10 protein-coding genes are annotated in these 13,017 nt (G+C 43.5%); 9 read left to right on the top strand and 1 reads right to left on the bottom strand.

Features of this window, described 5'->3' with window-relative positions; all coding sequences use genetic code 11:
- The first annotated feature begins 115 nt into the window (after nt 1-115).
- The 3 genes from lonB to yihA all read left to right on the top strand — a co-directional run bounded on the left by lonB (nt 116) and on the right by yihA (nt 4,810).
- Complete coding sequence (lonB, locus tag C509_RS0117820) at nt 116-1,783, top strand: ATP-dependent protease LonB (protein ID WP_018708294.1); 1,668 nt, start codon at nt 116-118, stop codon at nt 1,781-1,783.
- A gap of 121 nt (nt 1,784-1,904) precedes the next feature.
- Nucleotides 1,905-4,229, top strand: a complete 2,325-nt coding sequence (gene lon / locus C509_RS0117815) for an endopeptidase La (protein WP_018708293.1) — start codon at nt 1,905-1,907, stop codon at nt 4,227-4,229.
- Entirely contained in the window at nt 4,226-4,810 is a 585-nt protein-coding gene (yihA, locus tag C509_RS0117810) for a ribosome biogenesis GTP-binding protein YihA/YsxC (protein ID WP_018708292.1), read from the top strand. The genes lon and yihA overlap by 4 nt, the downstream gene beginning before the upstream one ends.
- A gap of 385 nt (nt 4,811-5,195) precedes the next feature.
- Here yihA and C509_RS0117805 read toward each other — a convergent pair whose 3' ends face one another.
- Nucleotides 5,196-5,684: a LiaI-LiaF-like domain-containing protein gene (locus C509_RS0117805; RefSeq protein ID WP_018708291.1), complete on the bottom strand. Its 489-nt coding sequence runs from the start codon at nt 5,682-5,684 to the stop codon at nt 5,196-5,198.
- 375 nt (nt 5,685-6,059) lie between these two features.
- Between C509_RS0117805 and hemA the strand changes: the two genes are divergently transcribed.
- The 6 genes from hemA to hemL all read left to right on the top strand — a co-directional run bounded on the left by hemA (nt 6,060) and on the right by hemL (nt 12,993).
- Nucleotides 6,060-7,412, top strand: a complete 1,353-nt coding sequence (hemA, locus tag C509_RS0117800; RefSeq protein ID WP_018708290.1) for a glutamyl-tRNA reductase — start codon at nt 6,060-6,062, stop codon at nt 7,410-7,412.
- Nucleotides 7,413-7,425: 13 nt separating this feature from the next.
- Entirely contained in the window at nt 7,426-8,256 is an 831-nt protein-coding gene (ccsA, locus tag C509_RS0117795) for a cytochrome c biogenesis protein CcsA (protein WP_018708289.1), read from the top strand.
- Nucleotides 8,257-8,305: 49 nt separating this feature from the next.
- Nucleotides 8,306-9,238, top strand: coding sequence for a hydroxymethylbilane synthase (hemC, locus tag C509_RS0117790; RefSeq protein ID WP_018708288.1), 933 nt, complete (start codon nt 8,306-8,308; stop codon nt 9,236-9,238).
- Nucleotides 9,235-10,038, top strand: coding sequence for a uroporphyrinogen-III synthase (locus C509_RS0117785; RefSeq protein WP_018708287.1), 804 nt, complete (start codon nt 9,235-9,237; stop codon nt 10,036-10,038). The genes hemC and C509_RS0117785 overlap by 4 nt, the downstream gene beginning before the upstream one ends.
- Before the next feature lie 2 nt (nt 10,039-10,040).
- Entirely contained in the window at nt 10,041-11,015 is a 975-nt protein-coding gene (gene hemB, locus C509_RS0117780) for a porphobilinogen synthase (protein ID WP_018708286.1), read from the top strand.
- Nucleotides 11,016-11,700: 685 nt separating this feature from the next.
- Complete coding sequence (gene hemL, locus C509_RS0117770; protein ID WP_018708284.1) at nt 11,701-12,993, top strand: glutamate-1-semialdehyde 2,1-aminomutase; 1,293 nt, start codon at nt 11,701-11,703, stop codon at nt 12,991-12,993.
- The last annotated feature ends 24 nt before the right edge of the window (nt 12,994-13,017 follow it).

The raw sequence follows: 13,017 nt of genomic DNA, 5'->3' as shown, positions 1-13,017 counted from the left end.
AATTAGCCTGTACCTACAGTCCTTGTGTTTTTGTTCCATAAATATTTCGTTTATTCCTGATCTTGTACGGAGATACTACCCATATGCGAAATAGAAGTGATCAGGAGGGAATATGATGAATTGGACTGCCGTCATCTTATTCATTCAGTTGTTTTTTGGAACAGTCATAGGGCTGTATTTTTTTAACCTGTTAAAAAATCAAAGATCGCAAAAGGTAACCATTGACAAGGAATCTAAAAAAGAAATGGAACAATTGAGAAGGATGCGCTCGATCAAGCTCACTGAACCTTTATCCGAGCGGGTACGGCCTTCGAGCTTTGACGATATTGTAGGGCAGGAAGACGGAATCAAGGCTTTAAAAGCTGCACTATGCGGTCCAAACCCGCAACATGTCATTATTTACGGGCCTCCTGGTGTTGGGAAAACCGCTGCCGCTCGGTTGGTCCTTGAGGAAGCCAAGAAGTACGAAAGATCCCCTTTTCGCCAATCTGCGGTTTTTGTTGAGTTGGATGCAACGACTGCCCGCTTCGATGAACGGGGTATTGCAGACCCTTTGATAGGATCGGTCCATGATCCGATTTACCAAGGAGCAGGAGCAATGGGACAGGCAGGTATCCCACAACCAAAGCAAGGAGCTGTTTCCAATGCCCATGGAGGAGTATTGTTCATAGATGAAATCGGCGAGCTCCATCCTATTCAGATGAATAAACTGCTGAAAGTTTTGGAAGATCGCAAGGTTTTTCTGGAAAGTGCCTATTACAGCGAAGAGAACAATCAAATTCCAACACATATCCACGATATTTTTCAAAAAGGCCTTCCCGCTGACTTCCGACTTGTCGGTGCTACAACTAGGACACCCAGTGAAATTCCGCCAGCCATCCGATCTCGCTGTATGGAAGTTTTTTTCCGGGAACTTGAGCGCGATGAAATCAAAAGCGTGGCGGAAAAAGCTGCCAGCAAAGTCGAGCTTACAATTCATGACTCCGGTTTAACCACACTGGCCTCTTATGCTTCAAGCGGGAGAGAAGCGGTCAATATGATTCAAATTGCTGCAGGTTTGGCCATTACCGAAAAAAGAAAACAAATACTTGACGCTGATGTTGAATGGATTATTGAAGCGAGCCAATTGGTTCCCAAATATGAGAAAAAGATTGCTAAAAATCCTTGCATAGGGATTGTTAACGGTTTGGCGGTAACAGGACCCAATAGCGGAGCCCTTCTGGAAATAGAAATGATGGTCATTCCTGCTCAAGAAAAGGGGACCATCAACATTACGGGAATCGTTGAGGAAGAGAGCATCAATGGACAAGGAAAATCGATCAGAAGAAAAAGCCTGGCGAAGGGATCATTGGAAAACGTCCTCACGGTACTCAGGTCAATGGGGGTACCTGCGCATCAATATGATATACATGTGAATTTTCCCGGCGGCATTCCGATTGATGGTCCTTCAGCAGGAATTGCTATGGCTGTCGGAATTTATTCTGCCATTTATAAAATCCCGGTCGATAATACAATGGCCATGACGGGAGAGATCGGTATTCAAGGCGATGTCAAACCGGTGGGTGGAGTTTTGGCAAAAGTAAAGGCTGCAAAACTAGCCGGGGCACGGACAGTTTTCATTCCGGCTGATAACATGCGTTCGATTCTTGGAAGCGTTGATGGTGTTAAAATTATTCCAGTAAACAGAATCGAAGAAGTGCTGAAAAAGGCATTGATAAGTAATAATGGACATGATTTCGTTTTTAACGACTTGCTTCAGGGAAAGGGTAAAAGGAGCGTTTAGACAAGAGGTAAAAGTCATCGACACCTGTCCCTCGACATGAAGTGTCCATATAAGCTAAAATTGTGTTAATGTTCAAGTCCTTCTTTATAATAGAAGGAATAATACTGGGAGGTGTACGAATGTGACAAAACAAAAAGAGGCGTTCGTTCCCCTGCTGCCATTGCGTGGAATGCTGGTTTTTCCGACGATGGTCTTACATCTGGATGTCGGAAGGGAGCAATCCGTTCAAGCATTGGAGCAGGCGATGCTCACCGACCATCTTATTTTTTTGACGACTCAAAAAGATACTGCGATTGATGAGCCTGGTGAGGACGACATATATAAAGTTGGAACATTGACGAAAGTCAAACAAATGCTTAAACTTCCAAACGGCACGATACGGGTCCTTGTAGAGGGCTTGTCTCGGGCAAAAATGAAAGATTATATTGTGAAAGATGATTTTGCTGCAGCCACCCTTGAGCTTTTTGAGGATGATACAGAAAAAGATGTGGAAATTCAGGCTTTAATGAGGACGATGCTTGAATACTTTGAGCAATATATAAAGTTATCCAAGAAGATCTCGGCTGAAACGTTTGCAACAGTTGCTGATATGGAGGAGCCGGGGCGAATTGCGGACATCGTTGCATCCCATTTGCCGTTAAAATTGCAAGACAAGCAGGACATCCTGGAAACGTTTGATGTGAAAGAAAGGCTAAGCAACGTTATTGAAATCATCCATAATGAAAAGGAAGTCCTCAATCTTGAGAAAAAAATTGGCCAAAGGGTCAAACAATCCATGGAGAGGACCCAAAAAGAATATTATTTACGTGAACAGATGAAAGCCATTCAAAAAGAGCTTGGTGAAAAAGAAGGGAAAGCCGGTGAAGTTGCCGAGCTGACCGAAAAGATAGAAAATGCAGGAATGACGGAACATGCAAAGATGGCTGCATTGAGAGAATTGGACAGGTATGAAAAAGTGCCTGCAACATCTGCGGAGAGTGCTGTAATCCGGAATTATCTTGATTGGCTTGTTTCGCTGCCATGGACGAAAGCAACGAAAGATGATTTAAACATCCATAAAGCGGAGAAAATCCTTGAACGGGACCATTACGGGCTTAAACAGGTGAAAGAACGTGTTCTTGAATTCTTGGCAGTCAAACAATTGACACAATCTCTAAGAAGTCCGATTCTTTGCCTTGCAGGACCTCCAGGCGTTGGAAAGACAAGTCTTGCTCGTTCTATTGCTGAATCAATGGGGAGAAATTTCGTTCGGATTTCTCTTGGGGGAGTCAGAGATGAATCTGAAATCCGAGGACATAGGCGCACGTATGTTGGCGCAATGCCCGGACGAATCATTCAAGGGATGAAAAAAGCGGGTACAGTCAATCCGGTGTTTTTGCTGGATGAAATTGATAAAATGTCAAATGATTTCCGTGGTGACCCATCATCTGCCATGCTTGAAGTATTGGATCCCGAACAAAACAAGACATTCAGCGATCATTATATTGAAGAAACGTATGATCTTTCAAAAGTGATGTTTATTGCTACATCGAACGATTTGGCGACCATTCCAGGTCCACTTAGAGACAGGATGGAAATCATTACTATATCCGGTTATACAGAGTTGGAAAAAATCCATATAGCCAAAGATCATTTGCAGCAAAAGCAGATGGAGGAACATGGGTTAACGAAAAACCAGCTACAGATCAGAGACGATGCCTTCAAGGCGATTGTCCGTTTTTATACAAGGGAAGCAGGCGTGCGTGAACTGGAACGCCAGCTTGCATCAATTTGCAGAAAAGCTGCAAAAATCATCGTAGCTGGGGATCGAAAAAGAGTTGTTGTAACTGAGAAAAGCCTTGAGGAACTACTCGGAAAGAAAAAATACCGATATGGCCAAGCAGAGCTTGAAGACCAAGTCGGCGTAGCGACTGGGCTCGCATATACAACTGTCGGGGGAGACACCCTTCAAATTGAAGTTTCCTTGACCCCGGGGAAAGGAAAGCTGATTTTGACAGGGAAACTCGGCGATGTGATGAAAGAGTCAGCACAAGCCGCGTTCAGCTATGTCCGCTCAAAAGCAGAAGAGTTGAACCTTCCAGATGACTTTTACGAAAAGAGCGATGTCCATATTCACGTACCTGAAGGGGCAGTACCGAAGGATGGCCCATCCGCGGGGATTACGATTGCTACGGCGCTTGTGTCTGCTTTGACAGGCCGTCCTATCAGAAAGGAAATCGGGATGACAGGGGAAATTACCCTTCGGGGAAGGGTATTGCCAATCGGTGGAGTCAAAGAGAAGTCTATGAGTGCTCATAGAGCCGGATTGACGACAATTATTTTACCGAAAGATAATGAAAAGGATATTGATGAGATTCCTGACAGCGTAAAGGGTGACCTGACATTTCTTCCAGTGACACATATGGATGAAGTGCTGGAGAAAGCTTTGATGGGAGAAAGACAATGAAAGTAAATAATGTGGAAATGGTGATCAGCGCCGTTAAGCCTGACCAATATCCCGATGATGGGCTGCCGGAGTTTGCACTTGCCGGCAGATCCAACGTTGGAAAATCTTCGTTTATCAATAAAATGATCAACCGCAAAAGCTTGGCCAGAACATCTTCCAAGCCGGGTAAAACGCAAACATTGAATTTTTATAAAATCGAGGATATGCTTTACTTCGTGGACGTTCCAGGATATGGGTTTGCTAAAGTATCCAAACGGGAGCGGGAAGCTTGGGGGCAGATGATCGAAACGTACTTGACAACAAGGAAAAATCTTAGGGCTGTCATGCTGATCGTCGATCTTCGCCATCCTCCAACAGAAGATGATGTCTTGATGTATGACTTTCTGAAATATTATGAGATTCCATGTGTCGTCATCGCTACAAAAGCGGATAAAATCCCAAAGGGAAAATGGTCAAAGCATTCGAAAATAACCAAAGAAAAACTGAATATGATACCGGAAGATGAACTCATTATTTTTTCTTCAGAAACAGGTGAAGGCAAAGAAACTGCATGGAAGGTATTGACCAAAAGGTTTGCGTAAAAATTAAGAGGGGTGCTGATTTTTTTTGGCACCCCTCTTTTTTTATGAAACTATATAAAAAATTTGATAATAATAATACTGTGGGATAGCTTTTTTTCATTAGCCCTTCACAGCTTTGACATTAGTCAATGATACTAGAAATCGGTCAATGTCTATCGAACAGATTACGATCAAATGCGAGTGTTGTTCCAAGTGCTCAAAAACGGGGATTTCCAATGTCTTTCCCTGTTTTGGTTGCCTTTCAGACAATCATAACACCTTTTAAATGTAGATGGGCCACTCAGTGAGTGAACCAGTTCATTAGTCATTCTGATTGAATCGCAGTCTGATCATTGTATGTAGATTCAATTTGTTTTAAATGGGGTTGTCCAGATGTTGGGCCCCCTTATTTTTTTCTCTGTGCAATAATAAAATATGCGCCGGCAGCAATGAAGAATAATGGCCAAAAATTGCTGATCAGAGATATATCGTGACCATGTTCAACAGCCCAATTTTCGAGTCGGTCGAAAAATAACAGCAAGGAAGCAGCCGCCAAAAAAAGAATCCCCATCATGAGTCCAGCGCCTGTTTTTACATATGTGAGTAAAATGCCCACTGCGGCCAACAATAAGAATACTCCGGCATGATCCTGCCACATATCAAGTTTATTGACAACGTGAAAGTGTATTCCCATTCCTGTTATGACAGCACCCGGTAATATTGCTTCATGGTCTTTGCCTAAGTAGCCCTGTGCAAGGAAGCCGCATCCAATAATGATAATCAAGGTAGGCCAAGTATATAATCCCTGCAGAATTTGTATGTTATATTGCTGTAAAAGAAAGTAAAGGCCGAACCCTAAAAAAATGACACCAGAAAACATTCCTTTTTTTGCCAAAAAAAATCACATCCAACTCGTTTGCTTGTATTTCATCCTTTTATTTGCTATGGTACAAAAGGATTGAAAATAGAATTAATATAATTAACCATGGTTAAATTTATTGCAAGGTATGCTTGTCAGGTTTAAGCAGTCGCCTCGCACTAAATGATATCCGGCTGCGGCTCCTAGTCCCTCGAGGTCACAATCTGTTTCCCTGGGTGGCAGAAAAGCTGCCTCCTCGGGACCCATCTTGTGCTTGTCGGGCCTAAACAGTCGCCTCGCACTTAAATATACCATAGGTTTCGCTTTCTGTTCACATCTTTTTAGAATTCTTCTAATGTAAAGTGGTATACTAAAGATAGTGAGCAATCATTTGGAGGTGCCTATTTTAATATGCACATCATCGTTGTTGGTTTAAATTATCAAACAGCGCCCGTTGAGGTCAGGGAGAGGCTTGCTTTTGCTGAAAGTGATCTTGCCCCCGCCATGACGGCACTGAAAAATAAAAAAAGTATTTTGGAAAATGTTATTGTTTCCACCTGTAATCGAACAGAAGTATACGCGGTGGTGGATCAGGTTCATACCGGCCGTTATTATATAAAAGAGTTTCTGGCAGAATGGTTCAAAATAGATCAAAAGGATTTTTCAGATCATTTATTTATCCATGAACATGACCGTGCAATAGAACACTTATATAAAGTGTCTTGCGGATTGGATTCCATGATTCTTGGAGAAACTCAGATCCTTGGTCAAATAAGGGACAGTTTTCTGCTTGCCCAAGAAAACGGGACAACAGGTACGATCTTTAATCATCTAATGAAGCAGGCTGTAACATTGGCCAAGCGAGCCCACTCTGAAACGGATATAGGGGCCAATGCTGTTTCTGTCAGCTATGCGGCAGTTGAGCTTGCCAAAAAAGTATTTGGCGATTTGAAGGACAAGCATGTGCTTATTATCGGAGCCGGAAAGATGAGCGAACTGGCCATCAAGAATCTTTATTCCAATGGGGCAACAAAGGTCACTGTTGTAAATCGTACGTTGGAAAGAGCTAAGAATTTAGCGACTCAATTTGATGGACAGGCCAAGTCACTCAGTGAACTGCAATGTGCAGTTATGGAAGCTGATATCGTCATTAGTTCCACGGGTTCACAGGAATATGTTCTGACTAAGGACATGATGGTACAGGTTGATAAAATGAGGAGAGGGCGTCCGCTTTTCCTTGTCGATATTGCTGTCCCCCGGGATTTGGATCCCGCTATTTCAGAAATCGACAGTTCCTTCCTCTATGATATTGATGACCTGGAAGGAATTGTGCAGGCGAATTTGGCGGAAAGAGAATTAGCTGCAGAAAAAATCATGAATATGATTGAAAAAGAAATCAATGATTTTAAAGAATGGCTGAACATGCTTGGTGTCGTCCCCGTCATCACGGCTTTACGGGAAAAAGCACTATCCATACAGGCTCAGACAATGCAAAGTATTGAAAGGAAACTTCCGGACCTTACGGATCGTGAAAGAAAAGTTTTGAGCAAGCATACAAAAAGTATCATCAATCAATTGTTGAAAGATCCGATTCTGCAAGTGAAGGAGTTTTCGGGAGAGGTAAATGCTTCCGAGAAAATTGCTATCTTCAAGCAAATTTTTGATTTGGATGCTGCAGTAGAGCAAGCAGATCCACAATATGCAAAGGATCCTGCAAATAAGAAAATGAAGTTTGCGGCACCGCTGCATACATTCCAGTCCTAAGAGGAATGAGTCTATGTTCGATCTTGTATTGGCAAGACTTCCAGAATTGGTAATCGTCATATACGCCTTATCCATTCTGCTTTATTTTATCGATTTCGTTGATCACAATCGGAAAGCAAATATTTTTGCTTTCCGGTTGCTTTTGATTGTTTGGGCACTTCAAACAATCTTTTTGTTTATGTACATGCTCAATACTGGTAGATTCCCAGTATTGACTCTTTTTGAAGGACTTTACTTTTATACTTGGGTACTTATTACAATTTCATTGGTCCTTCACCATATTTATAAAGTAGATTTTACGGTGTTTTTTACAAATCTGATAGGGTTCTGCTTCATGGCCATTCATGCATTTGCACCCATTCAACGTTCCTCTGTAACAGCTGAGCAGTTGATGTCCGAATTATTATTGATCCATATTACAATGGCAATTCTATCATACGGGGCGTTTTCCGTGTCATTTGTATTCTCTTCCCTTTATTTACTTCAGTTTAAATTTCTGAAGGAGAAAAGGTGGAAGAAGAAGTTATGGCGCTTGGCCGATTTGGCGAAACTGGAAAAAGCATCACTTGTTTTCAATATGCTCGGATTCCCAATGCTTCTGTTAAGTCTTATTCTGGGTCTCAGATGGGCATTGATCAGGCTTCCGGTTTTTCATTGGTATGATCCCAAAATTATCGGGTCCTTTTTTTTATTAATGATTTACGGGCTTCTACTATATGCTTTTGTTAAACGGGTCTTGTTCGGACGCAAACTTGCATTATGGAATATAGGAGCTTTTTTATTTGTATTGATCAACTTTTTCCTTATCAGCAGATTATCCATGTTTCATTTTTGGTTTTCATAATGGTGGACCAACTGGGCATTTAAGTGCAGTATTCACAGGAGGATTTTATATGAGAAAAATTGTAATTGGTTCGAGGAGAAGCAATCTGGCAATCACACAGACAAACTGGGTTCGGGAACAGCTTGAAAAGCTTGGTGCTCCCTTTGAGTTCGAGGTGAAGGAAATTGTGACAAAGGGTGACCGGATTTTGGATGTTACTTTATCCAAAATCGGTGGAAAAGGGTTGTTTATCAAGGAAATCGAACAGGCGATGTTCGATGGTGAGATCGATATGGCCGTCCACAGTATGAAAGACATGCCGGCAGAGCTTCCAGAAGGCCTGGTGATTGGATGTGTACCTCCACGTGAAGATCATCGTGATGCTTTTATTTCAAAAAGCGGACTCAAGCTGAAAGAGCTTCCTGCAGGGTCCATCGTCGGAACCAGCAGCTTGCGTAGAGGAGCCCAAATCTTGTCTCAAAGACCGGATTTGGAGATAAAATGGATAAGGGGCAATATTGATACACGTCTTTCGAAGCTTGAAAATGAAGATTATGATGCCATCATCCTTGCAGCAGCCGGGCTGATCCGCATGGGGTGGAACGAAGATACTGTTACGGAGTACTTGGATCCGGACTTCTGTTTGCCAGCCATCGGCCAAGGTGCGCTCGCTATCGAATGCCGGGCGGATGATAAAGAGCTGCTGGATGAATTGGCGAAGCTCACTTGTGAGAAAACAGCAAGAGCTGTTGAAGCTGAACGTGTATTCCTTCATAAGATGGATGGCAGCTGTCAGGTTCCGATTGCGGGATATGCTGAAATTTTACCTAATCATGATATTCAACTAACGGCTCTTGTTGCATCTCCTGATGGGAAAACCGTTTATTCGGATATGATCAAAGGGACTGATCCGAAGAAAATCGGTGAAAAAGCTGCAGCAAGCCTCATTGCACAAGGTGCGAAAACATTAATTGAAAACGTAAAAGAGGAGCTGGATCAATGACAACGGATCGCCTTCCCTTACGAGGCAGGCATGTGTTGATCACTAGGGGTGGAGAACAGGGTGAAAAATTCTGTAATCATGTTGCTTCCTCTGGTGGGATCCCGTATATGGTCCCGCTCATTGATTTCCGCCCGCATGAAGATTTAAACGCTAACCATTTTATACAATCACTTAGTAAATACGATTGGATTATTTTTACAAGTAAAAATGGTGTCAAGTATTTCTTTCAGCAAATTGATTCCCGTCGGGAACAATTTGAAATGATGAAAGATCAGATCCAGTTTGCAGCTGTGGGCGAGAAAACAAGGGCGGAATTAAGCCGTTATCGGGTAGAATCGCATTTTATGCCTAATATTTATACAGCAGAGGATTTCTCAAGGGAATTTTTTGAGAAAGGATTTACGGCAAAGCGGGCATTGATCCCAAAAGGGAATCTAGCAAGAACCACGATAGCCGACAGTTTTCGCAGCCATCGTATTGTAGCTGATGAATGGATTGTCTACGAAACTTTTTATCCGACAAAGGATATTGGCAGGCTGGTCAACATCATAAAGGAAGACAGGCTTGATGTTGCTTGTTTTACAAGTCCATCCACTTTTCATCATTTTAACAAAGTAGTGAAGCAATACCATTTGGAAGAACACGTTCAGTCTATTACATTTGCAAGCATCGGCAAAGTAACAAAAAGTGCAATAGAGGATGAGGGCCATTTGGTCAAGGTGTGCCCCGAAAAGTATACAATAGATTCTATGTTCCATGAACTGTGCCAGTATTTTGGCCAGAAAAGAAAGGAAGAGTAGCATTGGACCAAATTCTATTTAAACGCCATCGCAGACTGCGTAAATCCGCTGCTTTACGGGAAATGGTAAGAGAGACTCATTTACATCCGGAAGATTTGATCTACCCCCTTTTTATTGTGGAAGGCGAAAATACACGCAATGAAATATCATCCATGCCTGGTACTTTTCAAATTTCATTGGACCTTTTAAAAGATGAAATTGAGGAAATCGCACGACTTGGCATCAAGGCAGTCATTCTTTTTGGGGTGCCGGATGAAAAGGATGATTGCGGCACAGGCGCCTACATAGATGACGGAATAGTCCAGAAAGCCACAAGAGTCATAAAGGAACTTGCGCCTGAGATGCTGGTCATTGCCGATACATGCCTGTGTGAATACACTGACCATGGTCATTGCGGTGTGGTTGAAGAAGGGTATGTTCAAAATGATCAAAGCCTGGAACTCCTAGTAAAAACGGCGGTCAGCCAAGCTAGGGCGGGTGCAGATATTATCGCTCCATCCAATATGATGGACGGATTTGTCGCTGCGATCAGAAAAGGTTTGGATGAAGCGGGATTCCAAGAAATACCGATCATGTCTTATGCTGTCAAATATTCTTCCGCTTTTTACGGACCTTTCCGAGATGCGGCAAACAGTACCCCGCAATTTGGAGACCGAAAAACGTATCAAATGGATCCTGCCAACCGATTGGAAGCTCTCCGGGAAGCGCAGTCCGATATGGAAGAAGGAGCGGATATGCTGATCGTAAAACCGGCACTTTCCTATTTGGATATCATTCGTGATGTGAAGAATGATTTCAATGCCCCGCTTGTTGCTTATAATGTGAGCGGAGAGTATTCACTCATTAAAGCAGCAGCTTTGAACGGCTGGATAGATGAAAAGGCGATTGTCATGGAAATGCTGACAAGCATTAAACGTGCGGGAGCCGACATGATCATCACATACTTTGCCAAAGATGCGGCAAAATGGATGGATTAAGAAAAGCGCAAGCGCTCGATAGCGACGTACAGACTGGACGATTCGTGACGAGATAAAGGAAACACGGCGACGAAGAAGCCGATGTTGACTTATCGTAGGAAGGAAGAGGAAGTCTGCTAGTCTCTGAGCGCTGGAGCTGGACAGAAAGAAAAGCGCAAGCGCTCGATAGCGACGTACAGACTGGACGATTCGTGACGAGATAAAGGAAACACGGCGACGAAGAAGCCGATGTTGACTTATCGTAGGAAGGAAGAGGAAGTCTGCTAGTCACTGAGCGCTGGAGCTGGACAGAAAGAAAAGCGAAAGCGCTCCGATAGCGACGTACAGACTGAGCCGAAATGCGGAAACGCCTTGGTTTGCCCCGACAAGCATAATTCGATTCCCGAGGAGGCGTACTTCAGCCACCACAGGGAAATGGCTTATGACCTCGAGCCGATGGCACTCGGCAGGCTCAAGCAGCGACATCCTGCCGCTTCGCCTGCACTAGCACATCCCTGTGCGTCGCAGCCAGACAACACTGTGACGAATGCCCGCCTCAACTCGCCACCTTTTGTGGCTTCGGCAGGCTCGGTACACGACGTCCTGTCGCTTCGCTTGCGCTAGGACATCCTATCCGTCGGAGCAGGGCGGTCAAATGTAGTCTTAAAAATCATATTTTTTTCTAAATAAAGCGGAGGTTATGTTCATGCGATCTTTCAAAAAATCAAAAGAAGCGTTCCAAGAGGCTGTAAAGCTTATGCCTGGCGGCGTAAACAGCCCTGTTCGTGCGTTCAAGTCCGTTGACATGGATCCGATTTTCATGGAAAGAGGAAAAGGTTCACGCATCTATGACATTGACGGGAACGAATATATTGACTATGTCCTCTCGTGGGGACCGCTTATTTTAGGCCATACTAATGATCGTGTAGTGGAGGCAATCAAAAAAGTTGCAGAAAGCGGGACGAGCTTCGGGGCACCGGCGCTCGTTGAAAACGACTTGGCCAAACTTGTAACTGAGCGCGTTCCTTCCATTGAGATTATCCGAATGGTATCATCAGGTACGGAAGCTACGATGAGTGCCCTCCGTCTGGCAAGAGGTTATACAGGCCGTAATAAAATCATGAAGTTTGAAGGCTGTTATCACGGTCATGGGGATTCTCTTCTTATCAAGGCGGGGTCCGGGGTCGCTACTTTGGGTTTACCGGACAGCCCGGGTGTTCCTGAAGGTGTGGCGAAAAATACGATTACAGTCCCATATAATAACCTTGAGAGTGTTCGCTATGCTTTTGAACAGTTCGGAGATGATATTGCCGGTGTCATCGTTGAACCGGTTGCAGGGAATATGGGTGTCGTGCCTCCGCAGCCAGGATTCCTTGAAGGGCTACGTGAGCTGACAACGGAATATGGAGCTTTGCTCATTTTTGATGAAGTAATGACTGGTTTCCGTGTAGGTTACCATTGTGCACAGGGTGACTTTAACATTACCCCAGATATCACTTGTCTTGGAAAAGTGATTGGCGGTGGACTTCCTGTAGGAGCCTACGGCGGCAGGGCTGAAATTATGGAACAAATCGCTCCGAGTGGACCAATCTATCAAGCTGGAACACTTTCCGGAAACCCGCTTGCCATGGCAGCAGGGTACGAGACTTTGATTCAATTGACTCCAGCATCTTACGATGAGTTCAATCGTAAAGCCGAAAAATTGGAAGAAGGATTGAAGTCCGCAGCGGCTAAATACGATATTCCTCACATGATCAATCGTGCCGGATCAATGGTTGGATTCTTTTTCACAAATGAAGATGTCCATAATTATGATCAGGCAAAAACAAGTGATTTGTCCCTGTTTGCTGCGTATTACAAAGAAATGGCGAACAATGGCATCTTTTTACCACCATCCCAATTTGAAGGAATGTTCCTATCAACAGAGCATTCCGATGAAGATATTGAAGCGACAATCGAAGCAGCTGAAAAAGCTTTCGCTGTTATTACAAATAAGTAAATACTTTTGCAGGGAACCGTTCTA

This window comes from Siminovitchia fordii DSM 16014 = CIP 108821, assembly GCF_000374565.1.
In the GTDB taxonomy this organism is placed as follows: Bacteria; Bacillota; Bacilli; order Bacillales; family Bacillaceae_C; genus Siminovitchia; species Siminovitchia fordii.
This window is presented reverse-complemented; position numbering and strand designations above follow the sequence as displayed.